Here is a 21078-nt window from a genome sequence, read left to right on the forward strand (position 1 = left end):
ATACAGATGGTTGTCGGCCGTCAATTTTCTTGCAAGAAACAGTGACAAAGACGTATCAATCAGAAGATTCGCAGTGAAATTTTTTTCAGCATGCCGTTTCCCTCGGCCGATGCGCTATAACTCTGACAGCAGCTTTGATATTCTTAGCGTCCATTATTTGGGAGCAGTTATGGAATCCTGGTACTTACTCTATTGTAAACGTGGACAACTGTTGCGCGCGAAAGAGCATCTTGAGCGGCAAGCGGTGAATTGCCTTAGCCCGATGATCGCTCTGGAGAAGATTGTGCGCGGTAAACGCACTACCGTGAGTGAACCGCTGTTCCCCAACTATTTGTTTATCGAGTTTGATCCCGAAGCGATTCACACCACCACCATCAGCAGCACGCGCGGTGTCAGCCATTTCGTACGCTTCGGCACCATGCCGGCGACCGTATCGCATAATGTGATCGAAGCGCTGCAAACCGATACGCCGCAGATCGTACTCGATCCAGAAACGCCGCAGAGCGGTGATGAAGTGATCATCACCGATGGCACTTTCGAAGGGCTGCGCGCCATTTTTGCCGAGCCGGATGGTGAAACGCGTTCGGTGCTGCTGCTAAACATGCTGAATAAACAGGTGATGCGCAGCGTGGATAACAAGCAGTTCCGTAAACTTTAAGCCAATTTAAACAGCTGGCGCGCGTTGAGATTGACCTGCGCGCCCAGCGCTACTGCCTCTTCACCGCGCCAGTTTGCTACTTGCTGCACAATGTGCGGCAGGAAGCACGGCTCGTTGCGACGCGAAGTCGGCCTTGGATGCATATCGCGCGGCAGTAAATAGGGCGCATCCGTTTCCAGCAACAGTCGCTCGGCCGGAATCAACGGCAGCAGTTCACGCAGTTCCATACCGCGACGTTCGTCGCACACCCAGCCGGTAATGCCTACAGAAAGTCCCAGCGCCAGACAAGACTGCAGCTCATCGCGCGTGCCGGTAAAACAGTGCACCACCGCACCCGCCAGTTTTGGCAACCACGGCTCAAGCACGGCAACAAAACGCTCGTGTGCTTCGCGGCAATGCAAAAAAACGGGCAGCTGCAGCTCAGCGGCCAACGCCAGCTGCGCATCAAAAGCATACTCTTGCTGATCGTGTGCCGAGAAATTGCGATTGAAATCCAGTCCACATTCGCCGATGGCGACGACTTGTTCGCTCTCCGCGAGGCGGCGCAAGGTATTCGCCGTCTCCGCCGACCATTCGCTGGCGTGATGCGGATGGACGCCCGCTGTCGACCAGCAATAACCAGCATGTAATGCTGCTAGCTGGCGTGCCTGCTGACTCTCCAGCGCATTGGTGCCAGTAATTAACAGGCCGGTGACGCCTGCTTCGCGCGCACGTTTCACAACCTGCTCGCGATCTTTTGCGAATTGCGTGCTGGTCAGGTTTACACCGATATCAAACATGTTTTCTCCCCAATAAAAAAACCGCCCAATGGGCGGTTTAGATGCTTTCTCTTCCCGCTCGCTAGCGGGTGCCCTGCATTAAGGACATCAGGATTCGGTATTGTGTTCCTCATCCGAAGCGTGACGCCCTTTCCCCACATAATAACGGGAGAAGAATACGCCGACTTCAAACAGGCAGTACATCGGAATAGCGAGCAAAGTTTGGGAGAAAACGTCTGGCGGTGTGAGCAACATCCCAACAACGAACGCGCCAACCAAAATGTAAGGACGTTTCTTTTTCAGATCTTCCGGCGAGGTGATGCCCGTCCAGCATAGCAGCACAATTGCAATCGGCACCTCAAACGCCACGCCAAACGCCATGAAGATCGTCATAACGAAGTCGAGGTAGTTAGTAATATCCGTCGCGATAGTCACGCCCTGCGGCGCGGTTTTGGCAAAGAAGCCAAACGCCAGCGGGAACACGATGAAGTAAGCGAACGCCACGCCGACATAGAACAGCAGCGTACTGGAGAATAGCAGCGGCATCACCAGTTTACGCTCGTGACGATACAGCGCTGGCGCCACAAACGCCCATACCTGATACAGAATCACCGGCACGGCCAAAAATACCGAGACAATGATCGTGAGCTTGATAGGGGTAAAGAACGGCGATGCAACATCGGTGGCGATCATGCTCGCCCCGGCAGGCATCTGGCTAATCAGCGGTGACGCTACCAGATGGTAAATATCATTCGCAAAGTAGACCAGACACAGAAAGATGACTAAAACAGCGATGATGCAGTTCAACAAACGCTTGCGCAGCTCAATCAGATGGCTAATGAGCGGTTGGGTATCTTCAACGGCCATGTTTATGGTTCATCTTTTACGAGAGAAGTCTTCGCGGTGCTTTGTGGGGCACTGGCGACGGAGTGAGTTTCCGCTACAGGGGATACGTCATGTGGCTGCTGCGGAGCCTGCGCAGGTGCACTGGTTTGATGCTCCGCTGCAGCGGGCGTGACAGGCGGTGAAGTCACTGGCTGGGCAGCCTCTGCTGCTGGCCGGGTCTGATGAATGGTGTTCGCTTCATCTTCCTCTTTTTCGAGATCGATGCTCTGTTGCACGGAGCGCTTCATGGAGTCAGCGGTTTTCCGCAGTTCTTCCATCGACTCTTTCAGCTCCGGCGACAGCGTGCCGCGGCCCGCCTCTTCTACCTTTTTCAGGCTGTCCTGCAGCTCCTGCAGTTTCAGCTCCTGCGCCAGTTCATTTTGTACATTCGCCGCCAGCGAGCGAATGGCTCTGATCCAGCCAACGACAGTTTTCACCGCAACCGGTAAGCGCTGCGGGCCAAGCACAATTAGCCCGATAACGAACACCAATACCAGTTCACTAAAACCAATGTCGAACACAGTTATACCTGCTTGTCGTTCCGGGCGTCGTCTTTAGTCGCCGAGGTTTGCTGTTTGTCTGCCAGAGTTTTGGCGTTGAAGTCAGCGTCCTGCTCTTTCGGTTGATCCTTTTTATCGTCTTCGTCACCCATGGCTTTTTTGAAGCCGCGAATGGAAGATCCCAAATCCGAACCCAGGTTGCGAAGTTTATTGGTACCGAACAGAAGTACAACAATGACGGCAATGATTAACAATTGCCAAATACTGATACCGCCCATGAGATATGCCTCTAATATTCTGTGAAAAACTGTTGATTGTAACGCACAGAAAGCCCGTATGATTTCGGGCTTAAGCTTGCGACATTACGCGATTTGCACCAGGCAGACAATCAGTTTGTCTTGCGCCAGCCGATAAGCCAGGTGACGATGCCTGCGGCCATTAATAGCGCGGGAAAGAAATCCCAGTCCGGTCGACTTAACAGCACGGCGGTGCCACTTAATAACAGTGTAGCGCCTACACCGAAGAGGTAGCGCGCCTGATGATTGCGCGTTCGCTGTGCATTTAAATCGGTGACGAGTTTATCGACACTGTGCTTCAATAATTTGTGCTGGCGCATGCTGTCGTAAAAAAGTTCCGGCAGTTCTGGCAATTTTTCCGCCCAGTACGGCGCCTTCTCTTTCACCGCCCGCAGGATCGCCGGAATCCCAATCTGGTCTTTGATCCAATCCTCGAGGAACGGCTTGGCCGTTTTCCACAGATCGAGCTGAGGATAGAGCTGGCGGCCAATCCCTTCGACATAAAGCAGCGTTTTCTGCAGTAGCACCAGCTGCGGCTGCACTTCCATATTAAAGCGACGCGCCGTATTAAACAGGTTTAGCAGCACATGCCCGAAGGAGATCTCGGCCAGCGGCTTTTCGAAAATCGGTTCACATACGGTACGAATGGCGAATTCGAAGTCTTCCACATTGGTATCGGGCGGCACCCAGCCGGAATCAACGTGTAGCTCAGCCACTTTGCGATAATCGCGATTAAAGAAGGCAATGAAATTCTCTGCCAGATAGCGCTTATCTTCCTTGTTTAGCGAGCCAACGATGCCACAGTCAATGCCGATGTACTGCGGATCTTCCGGGTGGTCATAGCTGACGAAAATATTGCCAGGATGCATGTCGGCATGGAAGAAACTGTCGCGGAATACCTGGGTGAAGAACACCTGCACGCCGCGCTCTGCCAGCAGCTTCATATTGACGCCGTGCTGCTCCAGCGTAGCGATATCTGAGATGGGAATACCGTAAATGCGCTCCATCACCATCATCGATTCGCTGCAGTAATCGGAAAACACTTCCGGTACATACAGCATGCGGCTTTGATCGAAGTTACGCCGCAGTTGGATGGCGTTCGCCGCCTCACGTAGCAAATTCAGCTCATCAATCAAGGTTTTTTCATAGTCTCGCACCACTTCTACCGGGCGTAAACGACGCCCATCTGGCAGTAAACGCGGTACCCATCGCGCCAGACGATAAATCAAGCGCATATCCGCTCGGATCACCGGCAGGATATCGGGACGAATCACTTTGATCACCACGTCACGACCATTGGATTTCAACGTTGCCGTATGTACCTGCGCGATGGAGGCGGACGCCAGCGGTTTGATGTCGAAATCGTCAAACCAGGTTTCTACCGGTCCGCCAATCGACTTTTCAATCTGCTGCTTCGCTTTAACGCCATCAAAAGGCGCCACACGGTCTTGCAACACTGCCAGCTCATCGGCAATCGCCGGTGGGAACAGATCGCGCCGCGTGGAAAGCATCTGACCAAATTTGATCCACACCGGACCAAGCTGCTCCATCGCTAAACGGATACGCACGCCAGCGGAAGCGTCTTTGTGTTGATTAGGGATCCAGAAAATGCAGCGCCGCCACAAGCGTAAAAGCAGCGTGAAGCGCATGCGGGGAATCAGTTCATCAAGGCCGTAAGTAAGAAAGATCTTGATGATGAAGTATAAGCGCCGAATTTCTCCCAGCGTCATTTCGCCTCCAGCTGTGCCAAACGCGTTTCAAACGCATTGAGCGAACGTTCCATCGCTTCCACTTCCTCGCAGAACCATGCCAACTCCAGTGCACCCGGCGCGACGCGCCACTCTTCGGTTAGCGCCTGGCCAAGATAATCCTGACGGCGGGTCACCTGCTGCTGCACAAATTTCAACGCCTGGCGTGCGGCCTGGCTAATGCCCTGCGCAGCAATATCACCCATCCACGGCGCAAGATATTCTGCCGGGTCAAGCTCGGCAAGATCCATCAGCGCAGAGAACTGCTGCACCACCTGCAAATCACCTTCCACGTCCAATTCACCGCTACGGATTAAACCGGTGAGTTGCTGGCGGTCGCGCAGTTTCGGCAAGGTGCTGAGACGCAGGCTCACCGCGCAGTCGCCGCTGTCCTGCCAATCACTCAACACATCAAGCTGTGATTCGCTAAACACCAGCACTAAGGGAAAATCGAGCTCTTGCAGGCGCAGCAGCAACACTTTACCTGCCAGACGCTGACGCGCGGCTTTAAGGCTGCGATCGCGGTAGAGAACACGGTTCAGGGCGGTCTCAAGACCGCCGGTAATAAGAGGAGTTAAAGTCATGATGGATTAGAATTTAAATCCGCGATGCAGCGCGACAATACCGCCAGTCATATTGAAGTAGGTGGTATTTTCAAACCCCGCATCGTTCATCATCGCTTTCAGGGTTTCCTGATCGGGATGCATACGTATTGACTCCGCCAGATAACGATAGCTCTCGGCATCTTGCGCCACCAGCTGACCAATACGCGGCAGAATATGGAATGAATAGGTGTCGTAAGCTTTGCTCAGCGGCTCCAGTAGCGGCTTGGAGAATTCCAGCACCAGCAGGCGTCCGCCCGGCTTCAGCACGCGGAACATCGACGCCAGCGCTTTCTCTTTTTCGGTGACGTTACGCAAACCGAACGAGATGGTAATGCAATCGAAATAGTTATCCGGGAAAGGCAGCGCTTCGGCGTTAGCCTGCACATAGCTGACGTTGCCCGAGACGCCGAGATTACGCAGCTTTTCGCGCCCCATCTTCAGCATGGAGCTGTTGATGTCAGCCAGGACAACCTGGCCCGTTTCGCCGACCAGACGCGAGAATTTTGCCGTCAGATCGCCGGTACCACCCGCCAGGTCTAACACACGCTGACCGCGGCGCACGCCGCTGCTATCAATGGTAAAACGCTTCCAGACACGATGGATGCCAAACGACATCAAATCGTTCATCAGGTCATATTTTGCCGCGACGGAGTGAAACACGTCCGCGACTTTATCGGCCTTTTCGCTTTTAGCGACGGTCTGGAAGCCAAAATGGGTAGTTTCCTGCTGTGATTCATCTGCCATCGGTTTTACCTGTTCCACAAACAATTCTTGCCGAAGTGTATCAGAGTCGCGCTACACGAGCACGCGACCACCGTGCTATTCGTTGATGCGGCGCAGCGAATCCGTTGTTGGATCCGTGGCGTTTTCATCAACCGCGGGATCGTCAGCCCAATCTTCATCCGCCTCTTCCGGCTGCGCCTGTTCCACCAGCTGTGGATTGATAGGCCGCTTGATCTCGACACCCAGCGAGCGGAAGGCTTCACTTTGCGCAATCAGGTTGCCGCGCCCTTCTGACAACTTTTTCATCGCCTGATGATAACTTTGCTGCGCTTTATCCAGATTATGCCCAATGCCGCTCATGTCATCGACGAACAGCCGCATCTTGTCATACAGCCGCGTCGCCCGATCGGCGATACGCTGCGCGTTGCGGCTTTGATGCTCGTAACGCCAGAGATTGTTAATGGTACGCAGCGCCACCAGCAGCGTCGTTGGACTCACCAGCATAATATTCTGCTGTAACGCTTCGCTGATCAGCTCTGGCTGGCGATCGATGGCCAGCAGAAACGCGGGCTCCACCGGGATAAACATCAACACATAATCCAGAGAGCGTAAACCGGGCAATTGTTGGTAATCTTTTCGGCCGAGCAGCCGAATATGGCCGCGCATGGCATTGACGTGCTCCTGAATCGCCTGCTCACGCGTGGCTTCATCGTCAGCATTGAAATAGCGCTCGTAGGCCACCAACGTCATTTTGGCGTCAATCACCACATCTTTGCCCTGCGGCAGTCGGACGATAACATCCGGCTGCATCCTGCCCTGCTGTTCCAGCTGCACGCTCACCTGCGTTTGGTATTCATGGCCTTCACGCAGACCTGAGGCTTCGAGTACGCGGCTGAGCACCACTTCGCCCCAGTTGCCCTGGATTTTATTATCGCCTTTCAGCGCTTTGGTGAGGTTAACCGCTTCCTGCGCCATCTGTGCGTTCAGTTGCTGCAACTGACGGATTTCATGCGTCAGCGTATGACGTTCGCGCGCTTCCAGGCCAAAGCTGTCATTCACCTGTCTGCGGAAACCGTCCAGCTGTTCACGCAGCGGAGCAATCAGGCTATTCAGACTCTGACGGTTTTGTTCATCGACACGTCGTCCACTGTTTTCGAAAATGCGATTCGCCAGGTTTTCAAACTGCGCGCTAAGGCGCTGCTCGCTATTGGTCAGCAGCCGCTGTTTCTCCTCGGCGCCGTAACGCGTCTCTTCAAGCCGAATGGTGACTTCGCGCAGTTCAGCTTCCTGGGCACTATTCACTTCAAGCTGATTACGCAATTCACGACTGAGCTGCTCACTTTCGCCGCGCCAGTAATCAAGCTGCTGTAAGCGCTCTTGCGCACCGCTAAGCGCGCCATGCAGTTGACGCAGCTCTTGTTCGCGCTGCTGGATCTGCTGCTGCAGGTGTTCGAGCTGCTGCTGTTGACGCTGCTGCGCCTCTTCCAACAGGCGACGCTCGGTGGTGAAGCTGGCGTGTTGATGACCGGCGCGCAGCTGGGCAATGATCCAGCCAATGCCCAGGCCGGCCAGTGCCAGCGCGCCGCTAATGATAAGTTGTTGATCCATAATTCCCCCGCGGATCGTCTCGCTGAGGGAAAAGGTAGAGGTGTACTGTATGAATGTCCAGACAATATTTACCGCGTTTTGACGGTCAGCTTGCCCGCTTTCCACGCATCAATCAGGAAGAACGGCATGGGCAGCACCCATTCGGTTTCGTTCTGTATTTTAGCCGGATAGGTCCAGCTTTCTCCGTCATAAGTGATCTCAACCCGCTGCCAACCGTTTTCCGCATTATCCACGACACCCGCCATGCTGGAGAAGCCCGCGTTACTGCCGACATGGAAACTGTTGGTTTGCCAGCGAATCGGTTGATGCGTCGGCCAAGGCTGTGCCTGATGGAAATGAAAAATATCATCGTGACTGAGCAAACTGTCTCGCACCGTTGGCCACAGCGCCACTTTAAGGAAGTACTGATCGGTAAAGCGTTCGCTGCCTTGATACTGGGCGATAAAATCGCGCATCTGCTGTTCAACATTTCGGAACACGCCGTGACAGCCGCCCCACATGCCCGCGAGCAGCAGTTCGGTGTGAGTAAAGTAGTCACGCATATGGTGGAACCAATACGGTGAATTCAGCCAGGCTTCCACCGCCGCGACTTCGCGCTCTGACAGCAGCGAATCGGCATCACGCACGATAAAGCGTTTAACGCTGGGATCGTCCATCACCAGAAAACGCCACAGCGTAGGGAAGAGCATTTTTTCCTGCGACATATCCACCAGCTGGCTATTTGGCTGCTGCAGACGTTGCCAGACATGCTGCGGTACGCTGTCGTCGAGATAAATGCGGCAGATCCAGTCAGGATAAAGCTCGCGCGCCACTTCGATGTTTTTAATCAGCGTTTCACAGTAGCGTGGCTGATCGCCGAACAGGCTGAAGGCGATGATATTCTCCGCGGGGTTACTGCGATGAAACGGCGGCGGCGCGGCGGAAGGTAACGCGACTTTCTGGCCCTTGCTGAAGGTCGCATCGGATTTCTCCAGCGACTCCAGGCCGTAACGCGCCACTTCATCGTGCTTTTCCAGCCAGCCGCAAACTTCCGTCAAGCCATCCAGCCAGGTTTCCGAGGCTTGTGCACGCTGCGCCGGCGGGGCCTGATAGACCTTCTGGTAAATCTTATACGCTTTTTTATATTCGCCCACACGCATCAGTGTTAGCGCGTAGTCGCTAAGCACCTGCATATGCTGAGGCAAAACGCGCAGCACTTCTTCACAACACTGACGCGCAAGGGGATAGTTCGCAGCCGTCATGGCGGCGCGAAATCGTGCTGCTGCACCTTCAACGCGTGATTGCGCAGCAGCGGGATTATTAAGGGAATGAGGGCGTGAGACAGAAACCATTTTGCGCATAAGTAATTTCTCAGTAAGACTGAAATAGCGCGCATTCTAATCAGGCAATTATTGAGCTCCCTATGGTCCTGGTCTCGAATTCATCCCTTGAATGGCGCACTAAATTAAACGACGCGCGGCTTCAACAACAATTTTCACCGCATCACTTTCGGTCTGCTTCATGGTCGCCGCATCCGGAATCTCTTTCTGCGTACGGTTCACGATGACGCCAGCCACCATGCCGGCACGCAGCCCCTGACTGGCGCACATGGTTAACAGTGTAGCGGATTCCATCTCATAGTTAAGAACGCCCATTTGCTGCCACTCATTCATCGAGCCCTGGAAGCGATTCACGACGCGGCCCGAGAAGGTGTCGTAGCGTTCCTGGCCAGGGTAGAAGGTGTCTGAAGAGGCGGTGATGCCAATGTGTGTTTTCGCGCCACACTCTTCCGCCGCAGCGACCAGCGCGGTGGTGCAGGCAAAATCGGCCACGGCCGGGAACTCCATCGGCGCAAAGTGCAGGCTGGCACCATCAAGGCGAACAGAGGCGGTGGTGACCAATACATCGCCAACATTAATATGCGGCTGAATCGCGCCGGTGGTGCCAACGCGCAGGAAAGTACGCACGCCAAGCTGCGCCAGCTCTTCTACCGCAATCGACGTGGATGGCCCGCCGATACCGGTTGAACACACCACCACAGGTTTTCCATCCACTTCCGCCAGATAGGTGGTGAACTCCCGATGTGAAGCCAGATGCTGCGGATTGTCCATCAGCGCGGCAATTTTCTTCACGCGCTCTGGATCGCCGGGAACGATGGCAAGGGTGGCGCCTTTGAGGGAAGCTTTGGTAATACCAAGGTGGAAAACGTCAGACTGGGCCATAACAGACTCCTGCTAAATAGGGGGGATGTGCGCGCCACTCTACGTGAGCAGGCAGCATAATTATGTGATTCATTTCACCATCAACAATGAAACTTACATTATCAGAAAAATATTATGTGATTATCGTCACACATTAACGCTGTGCAATTCTGAATTGCTACAAGCGGTGCTGTGTAAGTTCTTAGCGCAATGTTAATAGAGAAGAAGTATGCATGAAAAATTCCTCGGCACCCTACGTCAGTCTGGCTTACCTCAGCCAGGCTATAGTTACGTGATTGCGCAATGGCTAGCACGGAGAGAATAATGAAAACCGAAGACAATATGACACAAAAAACGGCGCCCGGCGGCTTTGCGCCGGCAGTTCAGCCCACCGCAAGCAGCACCATTATTACCGCCAGCGACGCGATTCATGCGGGTGAAACCTCAGTCCCAAGCCAGGGCGAAAATCTGCCCGCCTATTATGCTCGGCCAAAAGCGTATCAGGGTACGCTGCCGGTCGTTTTAGTGGTGCAGGAGATTTTCGGGGTGCATGAGCATATCCGCGATATCTGCCGCCGTTTGGCGCTGGAAGGCTATCTGGCGATTGCCCCTGAGCTCTATTTCCGCGAAGGCGATCCTAACGATTACAACGACATTCCCACCTTGTTCAAAGAGTTGGTGAGCAAGGTGCCGGATACGCAGGTACTGTCCGATCTCGATCATGTGGCCAACTGGGCAGCACGCCATGATGGCGATATCCGTCGCCTGGCCATTACCGGTTTCTGCTGGGGCGGACGCATTAGCTGGCTGTTTGCTGCACACAATCCGCAGGTGCGTGCCGCAGTGGCGTGGTACGGCCGCTTAGACGGTGAAAAAACGCTGAAGCAGCAAAAGCATCCTATTGATATCGCGGTGGATTTGAATGCGCCGGTATTAGGATTGTACGGTGGTCAGGACGAGAGCATTCCGCTGGAGAGCATTGATAAGATGCGTCAGGCGCTGCATGCTGCCAATGCCAAAGCGGAGATCGTGGTGTATCCGGATGCCGGTCACGCCTTCAACGCCGATTACCGTGCGAGCTATCACGCGGATTCTGCTAAAGATGGCTGGCAACGCATGCTGGCGTGGTTCACGCAGCATGGCGTGGCGCCGAACGCGTAATAAAAAAGGGGCGCTCATGCGCCCCAACGTATTAACACAACCACTTTTACCGCAATTACGCTTTTTCACCGCGCAGGTTTTGCGCCGCTTTCACCATGTTAGCCAGAGCCTGGCGCGTTTCCGTCCAGCCTCGGGTTTTCAAACCACAATCTGGGTTCACCCACAGACGCGCTTGCGGAATACTCTGCGCCGCTTTACGCAGCAGCTCTTCCATCCACTCCACGCTCGGTACGTTAGGCGAGTGAATGTCGTAGACGCCGGGACCGATTTCGTTGGGATAGGCGAACTCTTTAAAGGTATCCAGCAGATCCATATCTGAACGTGACGTTTCGATAGTGATGACATCCGCGTCCAACGCTGCGATTGAATCCATGATGTCGTTGAACTCGCAGTAACACATGTGGGTGTGAATCTGCGTGTTGTCTTGCGCTATTGCGGCATTCAGGCGGAAGGCGTCGACCGCCCAGGCCAGGTACGCTGCCCAATCGGATTGATGCAGCGGCAGGCCTTCACGCAGCGCGGGTTCATCAATCTGAATAATACCGATACCGGCTTTTTCCAAATCTTCCACTTCGTCACGCAGCGCCAGTGCAATCTGTTTGGCGATGGTTTCACGGGTCACATCTTCACGCGGGAAAGACCAGCAGAGAATGGTCACCGGGCCGGTCAGCATGCCTTTAACCGGTTTGTCGGTCAGCGACTGCGCGTATTTTGCCCACTCAACGGTAATCGCTTTAGGGCGGCTGACGTCGCCAATGATGATCGGCGGCTTAACGCAGCGTGAACCATAGCTCTGTACCCAACCATTTTGTGTAAATACGAAGCCGTCGAGGTTTTCGCCGAAGTACTCGACCATGTCGTTACGTTCTGCTTCACCGTGTACCAGCACGTCAAGGCCCAAACGTTCCTGCTCAACAATCGCCTGTTTAATGTGTTCGGCGATACCGGTGCGATAGTTAGCGCCGTCAATGTTACCTTTCTTAAAATCGAGGCGCAGACCGCGGATTTCAGTGGTTTGTGGGAATGAACCGATGGTGGTGGTCGGCCATGCAGGCAAGTTGAAGCGCTTGCGCTGTGCTTTGGCACGCTCGGTATAGCTGCTGGTGCGTTCTACATCTTTCGCCTGAATTTTTGCCAGACGCTCACCAACCGCGGCATTGTGCACGCGCGTTGAGTTGGCTCGAGCACGAATCGGCGCACTCCACGCCACCAGAGAGGCGGCATCGTTGTTATTTAGCGCCTTACTCAGCAACGCCAGCTCCGTACACTTCTGCAATGCAAAGGCGAACCAGCTTTTCACCTCGTCGTCGAGACGCGTTTCCACGCTCAAATCGATGGGGCTGTGCAGCAGCGAGCAAGATGAACCGATCCACAGCTGTTTACGCTGGCCAACCAGCGGCTGCAGGCGTTCAAACCAGCTGCTGAGATCCGCACGCCAAACGTTACGGCCGTTGATCACGCCGACGGACAGCAGCCAAGTTGCGGGGATCTGCTGGTTCAACTGCTGGATGTCATCTTTACCGTGTACCAGATCAACGTGCAGACCTTGCACCGGCAGCGCTTTAATTACGTCGAGGTTCTGACCGATGCTGTCAAAGTAAGTGGTTAGCAGCAGTTTGCATTCGCCCTGCAGCACGTCGTAAGCCGCTTTGAACGCATCGCGCCATGCTTGCGGCAGTTCCAGCGCCAGCGCAGGCTCATCGATCTGCACCCATTCGATACCGCGTTTTTTCAGTTCAGCCAATACCTGTTTGTAGACGGGCAGGATCTCTTTGAGCAGTGACAGACGATCGAACGGCTCGCCTTTCACTTTACCCAGCCACAGATAGGTAACCGGGCCGAGCACCACCGGTTTAACGTTGTGGCCTAACGCTAGCGCTTCATCAACTTCATCGAGCAGCTGTGTCCAGGTCAGTTTGAACTGCTGGCCCTGGCTGAATTCTGGCACCATGTAGTGATAATTGGTGTTGAACCATTTGGTCATTTCGGCCGCCGCCGCCGGTTCGCCGCTAGGTGCGCGGCCACGCCCCAGGCGGAACAATGTATCCAAATCAACAGAACCATCTTTGTTCTGGTGGCGCGCTGGCACGTTACCCAGCAGCAGGCTGGTGGTCAGTACGTGATCGTACCAGGCAAAATCACCGACCGGCAGCAGATTCACGCCCGCGTCTTTCTGCTGTTGCCAATGACGGGCACGCAGTTCACGACCTACCGCCAGCAGCTCTTCCTGTGAGCTTTTTCCTGCCCAATAGCTCTCTTGTGCTTTTTTCAGTTCACGACGCAGACCGACGCGAGGAAAACCGAGTGTATGGTTCAGAATGGTCATTTGATGTTCTCCAGATATTCTTTAGGTACAACCGATTTACGTTCATCCAGCGAAGGCAAATTCCCTTCGCCGAGCGGTGTGGCTGGACAAACGTAAAGTGGCCGCAGCGCTTACTTGAGATGTTTAGCCGTCCAGATGTTTACACCGCTATAATCTGCGGGTACTGTATGTTCCTCAAGCGCAATTTGTTCAATCTCGATGTGAAGGAATCTCATGATCGAACTCAAACACCTGCGGACGCTGCAGGCGTTACGGAATACCGGCTCTTTAGCCGCCGCCGCCTCCCAACTTCATCAAACGCAATCAGCGTTATCTCACCAGTTCAGCGATCTGGAACAGCGCCTGGGCTTTCGTCTGTTTGTACGTAAAAGCCAGCCGCTACGCTTTACGCCGCAGGGAGAGATATTGTTGCAGCTGGCCGAGCAGGTTTTGCCGCAGATTCAGCAGGCCCTGCAGGCATGCCATGAGCCGCATCAGGCCACGTTGCGTATCGCCATTGAGTGCCACAGCTGTATTCAGTGGCTGACGCCCGCGTTAAATAATTTCCGCCAAAGCTGGCCGCAGGTGGTGATGGATTTCAAATCCGGCGTGACCTTTGATCCGCAACCCGCACTGCAGCAGGGTGAGCTGGATGTGGTATTAACCTCAGATATTCTGCCGCGCAGCGGATTGTTCTACACGCCGATGTTTGATTTTGAAGTGCGTTTGGTAATGGCGCCGGATCATCCTTTGGCGCAGCTTGATCACATCTCTCCGGAAGATATGGCTGAAGAGGTGCTGATGATTTATCCGGTGCAGCGTCAACGTTTGGATGTCTGGCGGCATTTCCTGCAGCCGGCGGGCGTGAGTCCTGCGCTGAAGAGCGTGGATAATACATTGCTGCTGATTCAGATGGTGTCAGCGCGCATGGGCATTGCCGCGCTGCCACATTGGGTGGTGGAGAATTTCGAGCATCAGGGATTGGTGGTGACCAGAACGCTGGGCGAGGGCCTGTGGAGTCGCCTGTATGCTGCGGTACGTGAAGGCGAGCAGCGTCAGCCGGTGCTGGAAGCCTTTGTACGTTTTGCCCGTCAGCACGCCTGTGAACACTTACCTTTCGTGCGCGATGCTGCGCGTCCTGGCGCATTACAAACCACCTCATCCTGATGACGCGGGGCGGCGAATGTCGCCTGTGCTGTTATCCCTGCCTCGCCTGCTCTATAATGCGCCGCCTCAACCCGCGACCAAGAGAGTTTCACCATGATGAGTAACGATGTTCTGCGCAGCGTGCGCTATATGCTGGATTTGAGCGATAGCAAAGTGGTGGAGATTTTTGCCTTAGCGGGAAGTGAAGTGCCGCTGGAAGATGTGCAGGCGTGGATGAAGAAGGATGACGATGCCGCGTTTCGCAAGCTGCCCGATGTGTTGATGGGTTACTTCCTCAACGGTCTGATTTTTTACCGTCGCGGTAAGAGTGAAGATGCGCCCGCACCGTCGATTGAGCGTCGCATGAACAATAATATTTTCATGAAGAAGCTGCGTATCGCCTTTGCGCTGAAAACCACCGATATTCCGGATGTGCTGCTGAAAGCGAACTTCAAGATTTCGCAGGCTGAGGTGGGGGCCATTTTCCGTAACCCGGATCATAAGAATTTCCGCGAGTGCGGCGACCAGATTCTGCGTAATTTCCTGAAGGGTTTGACGATGATTCATCGGCCGGGGCCAGTTAAGAAGGCGTAAATGGGTCGCCAAAAATGGCGACCCTACGACACAGCGCTGAGATTTTGACTCTATGCGCTGCTTTTGGAACTCCTGCCCAACACCCAGCGTTTATGCACATAAAGTGATGCGAAGATCACTGCGGCACCGGCGAGAAAGCTCGGCCAGTGCGGTTTTTCCTGCCAGATCGCCAGATTCACCAGTAAGCCCGCTGGCACATGCATATTGTTCATAATGCCCAAGGTGCCCGCATCCACCTGCGTGGCGCCGTAGTTCCACATGAAGTAGCCCAAACCTGAAGCCACAACGCCCAACCATACCAGAATGCCCCACTGCAGCGACGTTGTAGGCAGTTTGTTGGGATTGCCCCACAGGCTCCAGGCAATGACGGCGATGATCACCGCACCGAGATAGAACCATGAAAACGCGGTGTGCTGCGGCATTGGGCGGGTTTCCTGCAGGCGCTTGTAGCCGACCATGCCAATGGCGAAGCAGATATTCGCCGCCTGCACCAGCAGCAAGCCAAACCAGAAATGGTCGCTCACTTTGTCATAACGAATAATCGCCGCCCCAATCACAGCCAGCATAGCGCTGAAGGCGTAGCCGATACGCAGCGGACGCCGACTGAGTAAATCGTAGATCAGCGTGACATACAGCGGCGTCATCACGGTAAACAGCAGGAACTCGGTCACGCTCAGATACAAGTAAGCTTCAAAGCTCAGCAAGTACATGATGCCGAGCTGCAGCATGCCCACCAGCATATACAGCAGGATGGTAGAGGCACGATAGCCGCGCCAGCGCAGGAAAGGCAAAAAGACGATAGCGGCAAGCGCTAAACGCATCAGCACAGAGAACCAGGAATCCACCTGACCCGCCAAATATTCCCCGATTAAACTGAAGGAAAAAGCCCACAGAATGGTGGTAACGATCAGTAACAGCACGGTAACGATCCCAAAATAAACAGTGGCGCTAGTGTAAACAAACTGTCGCGATCGGGCTGAATTATCTGGTTTACAATAGCGTAAAATACCACCAATTAATCGTTATCGCTTCGCTTTATAACCCCAGTAAAATGCGCGAAATACAACATTTCCTGGTTTTTATCGCTCTTCATCGTCATCAAACTGTAACAAATGTGTCACATATCACAGTAACCGTACGTGACCATCACTATCCTTTGCGCGAAATGGAAACATCGCCTTTCCGTTTATAACCTTTGCTGCATTTGCCCCAACCTGCTGGGAATTCATAACGATATCGCGCCCTGGAGGGCCACACTCATGTTGAGTATCTTCAAACCTGCATCGCATCGGCCACAGGTGGCGGATGATCGTGTCGATCCGCTCTATCGTCGTCTGCGCTGGCAAATTTTCCTGGGAATATTTTTTGGCTATGCCGCCTACTATCTCGTGCGTAAGAACTTTGCGCTGGCGATACCTTATCTGGTTGAACAAGGTTTCTCGCGAGGCGATCTCGGATTTGCGCTGTCGGGAATTTCTATCGCTTACGGCTTCTCGAAATTCATTATGGGATCAGTGTCGGACCGCTCGAATCCGCGCGTGTTTTTACCCGCTGGATTGATCCTCGCTGCAGCGGTAATGCTGTTTATGGGCTTCGTACCGTGGGCGACATCAAGCATCATGGTGATGTTTGTGCTGCTATTCCTGTGCGGCTGGTTCCAGGGCATGGGCTGGCCACCGTGTGGACGCACCATGGTGCACTGGTGGTCGCAGAAGGAGCGCGGCGGCATTGTGTCGATATGGAACTGTGCGCATAACGTTGGCGGCGGCATTCCACCGCTGCTGTTCCTTTTGGGTATGGCGTGGTTCAACGACTGGAAAGCGGCGCTGTATATGCCCGCGTTTTGCGCGATTATCATCGCTTTCATCGCCTTTGCGCTCATGCGCGACACGCCGCAGTCCTGCGGTCTACCGCCGATTGAAGCCTGGAAGAACGATTACCCGCCTGATTACAACGAGAACCACGAGCAGGAGCTGACGGCAAAGCAGATTTTTATGCAGTACGTTTTGCCCAATAAGCTGCTGTGGTATATCGCGCTGGCAAACGTGTTTGTTTACCTGCTGCGCTACGGCATTCTCGACTGGTCGCCAACCTACCTGAAAGAAGTAAAACACTTCACACTGGATAAGTCCTCCTGGGCTTACTTCTTCTATGAATATGCTGGTATTCCTGGCACGCTATTGTGCGGCTGGATGTCAGATAAAGTCTTTAAAGGCAACCGTGGCGCCACCGGCGTGTTCTTTATGACGCTGGTGACCATTGCCACCGTGGTGTACTGGCTGAACCCGCCCGGCAATCCAGGCATCGATATGCTGTGCATGATTGTGATCGGCTTCCTGATTTACGGTCCGGTGATGTTGATTGGCTTGCACGCGCTGGAGCTGGCTCCGAAAAAAGCGGCGGGAACCGCGGCGGGCTTTACCGGGCTGTTTGGCTATCTTGGCGGATCGGTCGCGGCGAGTGCCATTGTCGGCTACACCGTAGATTACTTCGGCTGGGATGGCGGCTTCATCGTGATGATTGGCGGATCGGTGCTGGCGGTGATTCTGCTGCTGCTCACCATGATGAGCGAACATAAGCACAAGAAACAGTTGGTATAACCAGAGCGGGCCGGCAATCACCGGCCCGTTTTTTTAGGCGAGGAACAGCTTACGCAAGGTGTGCGGCACCGCATCTTCCGCGTTGCTGCCAATCACTTCCAGCGTTGGCAAGGTGTCTTTCAGGCGCTGCTGTGCATTACGCATGATGCAGCCTTTACCTGACATGCTGAGCATCTCCACATCATTCATGCCGTCGCCAAAGGCGATGCACTCTTTCAGCGAGTAACCCAACTGTTTGGAGACGGCTTCCAGCGCGTGGCCTTTGGAAACGCCACCCGCCATCACTTCCAGACAGGTCGGCAGCGAGAAGCTGACGTTCACGCGATCGCCCCAGCGTGCTTCTATCGCCTGTTCCATCGGAACCAAACGCTCAGGATCATCGCAGGTAAAGAATACTTTGCTGATCCCGTCGGTTGGCAGCATACCCGGCTGATAAACCTGATAGTTGAATACCGATTCGCGGAAATAGTCCTGTTCGTCCGGACGATGGCGACTCATGAACCATTCGTCGTCACGATAGACGTGCGTCAGAATATGCTCATCGTGATACTGCAGGCCGTACAAATCGCTGGCAATATCGGCGTCGAGATTGTGGCTAAACACCAGTTCGCCATCAGCGTTGTGCACGCGCGCGCCGTTAGAGGTGATCATGTAAGCCGGAATGCCGAGCTTATCGCGCATTTGTCCCACATCGATATAGTGACGGCCGGTAGCAAAAACAAAGTGGATGTCACGCGCCACCAGTTCCTGCAGCGTGGTGCGCGCGAACGGAGTTAAACGGTGTTCCGGAGAGAGCAGCGTGCCATCCAGGTCGGATGCGACGATGTGATACATGTAAACCTCGGGTATTGATATCGGTAATTAATATTTGTTAAGCGTGATGTTCGAAGAAATCCACCACCGCATTTAGCGCTTCAGCACGCATCGCATCTTTTTCGAACAAGATCTCATGGCGTGCGCCTTTGATGACATAGGGCGCGTTGCCGGCACAGGGATGCCCTGCTTTGGCCATCTCCGCACAAAAGAGATCCTGTGAGCGGTTATCCACCACATCATCTTCGCTGGCCTGCAGCAGCAGGGTTGGCGTGGTGATTTTCTCGATCTGACTAAAAATGTTACGTCCAGCCTGTACGCCTTCACGCACCCAATGATAGGTGGGGCCGCCGACGCGAATCGCCGGATCGTCGGCGTAAAATCGCAGGTTGCGCCGGTAGCGCTCACGGCTGTGCGTCAGGCGGTTGATGCCAAACGGACTGGCGCGCCAGCGTCCGGTTCCCAGCGCATAACCTTCGCGCAGCGCGGGGAGTTTTTCCGTCCAGTCGAGAATACGGTGCGCCATCCAGTCAGGCAGCGGCAGCACAATGCCAAACATCGGCGCGGAAAATACGGCAGCATGGAACGCCTGCGGCTGGCGCGCCAGAAACAGCGCTAAAATCGCACCGCCCATGGAGTGCGCCAGCACATAGCGCTGTTGATAGTGGTTGCTGACAATTTCTTTCAGATAGAGCGTTTCCAAATCGTCAACGTAGTGGCTAAATTCCACCACATGTCCACGATGTGAATCTTCCAGCAGACGTTCGGAACGTCCCTGACCGCGATGGTCGAGAATCACCACATCGTAGCCGCAGTGGAACAGGTCATAGGCCAGTTCAGGGTATTTGATATAGCTTTCAATGCGGCCAGGCACGACCAGAATGACACGACGATGTTGCGGTGAGGTGAAACGAACATAGCGGATTTTCAGGTTACCCACGCCGGTAAACTCACACTCCTCACGGCGACGCCAGAAGTCGAGCAGCGGACCGGTGGCAAAGGCTGCAAAGCCTCGCTCACGCCCGAGCCAACTCTGTTTATGATGCTGCATCCGTCCCCCCTGAAAAAAACGTGAATGGCGCACCTGAGCTGCATAGCGTGCCGCGATTTTCTGTCGTATTGTGTCACACTTCGCTAACTTCAGGGAATGTCGCACATGACCATTGAATGGTGGTTAACCTACCTGCTGACCACAACCATCCTTAGCCTTTCACCCGGTTCCGGCGCGATTAACACCATGAGCACCGGCATCAGCCATGGCTATCGCGGCGCGGTGGCATCGATTACCGGCTTGCAGCTTGGCCTGGCCATTCATATCGTGCTGGTCGGTGCCGGATTAGGGGCGCTGTTCTCGCAATCACTGCTGGCCTTTGAAGTGCTGAAGTGGGCCGGTGCAGCCTATCTGGTGTGGTTGGGCATTCAGCAGTGGCGTTCCGCTGGCGGTATCGATCTTGATGCCGTAGCCAAAGCGATGCCGCGGCGTCGCCTGTTTAAACGTGCGGTGCTGGTGAATCTCACCAACCCGAAGAGCATCGTGTTTCTTGCCGCACTGTTCCCGCAGTTTATTCAGCCGCACCAGCCGCAGTTGATGCAATATCTGGTGCTCGGCGTCACCACCATCGTGGTCGATATCATCGTGATGATTGGTTATGCCACGCTGGCAACGCGCATTGCAGGCTGGATTAAAGGACCGCAGCAGATGAAGCTACTGAACCGCACCTTTGGTGGCTTATTTATGGCGGTAGGCGCGCTGTTAGCCAGCGCCCGCAGAATGGCTTAAAATTTTGTACTTAATCGTAGCGGCGCGATTTATCGCGCGCAGTTGAAAGACGCGCAATAAATTGCGCCGCTACGGATCGAGATTTTATCGAGAAATGATGAGGTGAATACCAAACCCGGCAAACAACACACCCGCCATGCCATCCACCCACTTCGCCATCCGCTGATACTTATCACGCATCCACGGCATAGCGAAAATCGCCGCCACCAGCGTAAACCACGCGAACGTCTCACCGATAATCAGCAGGAACAAGCCCCAGCGCTCCATAGCACCCACATCGTTGCCGACAAACAGTGAGAACACGCTACCGAAGTAGATAATCGCTTTCGGGTTCGACAAATTGGTGAGGAAACCTTTCAGGAAACTCATGCCTCTTTTCGGCAATTCGACCACCGGTGCTTCCGTCTGCGGCTGCTTGTGACGTTGACGCGCTGAACGCATCAGCTGCCAGCCCATCCACAGCAGATACAACCCGCCGCCGACCATGATGATTTCATGCAGCCAGGCCATTTTTTCCAGGATCAAATGCAGGCCCATCAGCGCCACGCCGGCCCACACGACAATCCCCAGCGTGATGCCCAATACGCCCATCATCGCTTCTTTGCGCGATCGGCTCGCCGCCGTTTGCGAGACAAAGAAGAAGTCCGGGCCGGGACTCATCAGCGCAACCAGATGCACCAGCGCTACGGTGGCGAATAACATCAGCATGATTTTTTTC

The 21078-nt window shown here is 54.4% G+C and carries 20 protein-coding genes and 1 pseudogene; 6 read left to right on the forward strand and 15 right to left on the reverse strand.

Annotated elements, in window-relative coordinates; all coding sequences use genetic code 11:
- Positions 1-169: 169 nt before the first annotated feature.
- Entirely contained in the window at positions 170-658 is a 489-nt protein-coding gene (gene rfaH, locus CRO19_RS07745) for a transcription/translation regulatory transformer protein RfaH (protein WP_097097608.1), read from the forward strand.
- On the opposite strand, the gene tatD is transcribed toward rfaH, so the two are convergent.
- The 10 genes and pseudogenes from tatD to udp all read right to left on the reverse strand — a co-directional run bounded on the left by tatD (position 655) and on the right by udp (position 9982).
- A complete protein-coding gene (tatD, locus tag CRO19_RS07750; protein ID WP_097095322.1) occupies positions 655-1437 on the reverse strand; it encodes a 3'-5' ssDNA/RNA exonuclease TatD in 783 nt (260 codons plus the stop codon). The two genes, rfaH and tatD, sit on opposite strands and share 4 nt — an antisense overlap.
- Before the next feature lie 87 nt (positions 1438-1524).
- Positions 1525-2283: a Sec-independent protein translocase subunit TatC gene (gene tatC / locus CRO19_RS07755; protein ID WP_097095323.1), complete on the reverse strand. Its 759-nt coding sequence runs from the start codon at positions 2281-2283 to the stop codon at positions 1525-1527.
- A gap of 5 nt (positions 2284-2288) precedes the next feature.
- A pseudogene (gene tatB / locus CRO19_RS07760) lies at positions 2289-2822 on the reverse strand (Sec-independent protein translocase protein TatB); the annotation flags it as partial.
- A 2-nt stretch (positions 2823-2824) separates the two neighbouring features.
- Positions 2825-3079 carry a Sec-independent protein translocase subunit TatA gene (tatA, locus tag CRO19_RS07765; RefSeq protein WP_009127893.1) on the reverse strand — a complete coding sequence of 85 codons (255 nt, stop codon included), beginning with the start codon at positions 3077-3079 and terminating at the stop codon, positions 2825-2827.
- A 110-nt stretch (positions 3080-3189) separates the two neighbouring features.
- Positions 3190-4827 carry a ubiquinone biosynthesis regulatory protein kinase UbiB gene (gene ubiB / locus CRO19_RS07770; protein ID WP_097095325.1) on the reverse strand — a complete coding sequence of 546 codons (1638 nt, stop codon included), beginning with the start codon at positions 4825-4827 and terminating at the stop codon, positions 3190-3192.
- Entirely contained in the window at positions 4824-5429 is a 606-nt protein-coding gene (ubiJ, locus tag CRO19_RS07775) for a ubiquinone biosynthesis protein UbiJ (RefSeq protein ID WP_097095326.1), read from the reverse strand. The genes ubiB and ubiJ overlap by 4 nt, the downstream gene beginning before the upstream one ends.
- A 6-nt stretch (positions 5430-5435) precedes the next feature.
- Positions 5436-6194, reverse strand: a complete 759-nt coding sequence (ubiE, locus tag CRO19_RS07780) for a bifunctional demethylmenaquinone methyltransferase/2-methoxy-6-polyprenyl-1,4-benzoquinol methylase UbiE (protein WP_008105805.1) — start codon at positions 6192-6194, stop codon at positions 5436-5438.
- A gap of 75 nt (positions 6195-6269) precedes the next feature.
- Entirely contained in the window at positions 6270-7781 is a 1512-nt protein-coding gene (gene rmuC, locus CRO19_RS07785) for a DNA recombination protein RmuC (protein WP_097095327.1), read from the reverse strand.
- A 68-nt stretch (positions 7782-7849) separates the two neighbouring features.
- A complete protein-coding gene (locus CRO19_RS07790; RefSeq protein ID WP_097095328.1) occupies positions 7850-9121 on the reverse strand; it encodes a tetratricopeptide repeat protein in 1272 nt (423 codons plus the stop codon).
- 99 nt (positions 9122-9220) lie between these two features.
- Entirely contained in the window at positions 9221-9982 is a 762-nt protein-coding gene (gene udp / locus CRO19_RS07795; protein WP_097095329.1) for a uridine phosphorylase, read from the reverse strand.
- A gap of 303 nt (positions 9983-10285) precedes the next feature.
- Between udp and CRO19_RS07800 the strand changes: the two genes are divergently transcribed.
- Positions 10286-11122 carry a dienelactone hydrolase family protein gene (locus CRO19_RS07800; RefSeq protein WP_097095330.1) on the forward strand — a complete coding sequence of 279 codons (837 nt, stop codon included), beginning with the start codon at positions 10286-10288 and terminating at the stop codon, positions 11120-11122.
- Between the two features lie 55 nt (positions 11123-11177).
- Here CRO19_RS07800 and metE read toward each other — a convergent pair whose 3' ends face one another.
- Entirely contained in the window at positions 11178-13448 is a 2271-nt protein-coding gene (metE, locus tag CRO19_RS07805) for a 5-methyltetrahydropteroyltriglutamate--homocysteine S-methyltransferase (protein ID WP_097095331.1), read from the reverse strand.
- A gap of 213 nt (positions 13449-13661) precedes the next feature.
- On the opposite strand from metE, the gene metR reads away from it, so the two are divergent.
- Together metR and CRO19_RS07815 are read left to right on the forward strand one after the other, a co-directional pair.
- Positions 13662-14594: an HTH-type transcriptional regulator MetR gene (gene metR, locus CRO19_RS07810; protein ID WP_097095332.1), complete on the forward strand. Its 933-nt coding sequence runs from the start codon at positions 13662-13664 to the stop codon at positions 14592-14594.
- 93 nt (positions 14595-14687) lie between these two features.
- Positions 14688-15167, forward strand: a complete 480-nt coding sequence (locus tag CRO19_RS07815; RefSeq protein WP_097095333.1) for a YehS family protein — start codon at positions 14688-14690, stop codon at positions 15165-15167.
- Positions 15168-15217: 50 nt separating this feature from the next.
- Here CRO19_RS07815 and CRO19_RS07820 read toward each other — a convergent pair whose 3' ends face one another.
- Entirely contained in the window at positions 15218-16087 is an 870-nt protein-coding gene (locus tag CRO19_RS07820; RefSeq protein ID WP_097095334.1) for a carboxylate/amino acid/amine transporter, read from the reverse strand.
- A gap of 339 nt (positions 16088-16426) precedes the next feature.
- Here CRO19_RS07820 and glpT point away from each other — a divergent pair, with 339 nt between their 5' ends.
- Entirely contained in the window at positions 16427-17767 is a 1341-nt protein-coding gene (gene glpT / locus CRO19_RS07825; protein WP_097095335.1) for a glycerol-3-phosphate transporter, read from the forward strand.
- A gap of 33 nt (positions 17768-17800) precedes the next feature.
- Here glpT and yigL read toward each other — a convergent pair whose 3' ends face one another.
- Together yigL and pldB are read right to left on the reverse strand one after the other, a co-directional pair.
- Positions 17801-18601, reverse strand: a complete 801-nt coding sequence (yigL, locus tag CRO19_RS07830) for a sugar/pyridoxal phosphate phosphatase YigL (protein ID WP_097095336.1) — start codon at positions 18599-18601, stop codon at positions 17801-17803.
- Between the two features lie 37 nt (positions 18602-18638).
- Complete coding sequence (gene pldB / locus CRO19_RS07835; RefSeq protein ID WP_097095337.1) at positions 18639-19631, reverse strand: lysophospholipase L2; 993 nt, start codon at positions 19629-19631, stop codon at positions 18639-18641.
- 105 nt (positions 19632-19736) lie between these two features.
- Between pldB and rhtB the strand changes: the two genes are divergently transcribed.
- Positions 19737-20360: a homoserine/homoserine lactone efflux protein gene (gene rhtB / locus CRO19_RS07840; protein WP_097095338.1), complete on the forward strand. Its 624-nt coding sequence runs from the start codon at positions 19737-19739 to the stop codon at positions 20358-20360.
- Positions 20361-20444: 84 nt separating this feature from the next.
- Here the strand turns inward: rhtB and rhtC are convergent, their stop codons facing one another.
- Positions 20445-21068: a threonine export protein RhtC gene (gene rhtC / locus CRO19_RS07845; RefSeq protein ID WP_097095339.1), complete on the reverse strand. Its 624-nt coding sequence runs from the start codon at positions 21066-21068 to the stop codon at positions 20445-20447.
- Between the last annotated feature and the right edge of the window lie 10 nt (positions 21069-21078).

Source organism: Candidatus Pantoea floridensis, assembly GCF_900215435.1.
GTDB lineage: Bacteria > Pseudomonadota > Gammaproteobacteria > Enterobacterales > Enterobacteriaceae > Pantoea > Pantoea floridensis.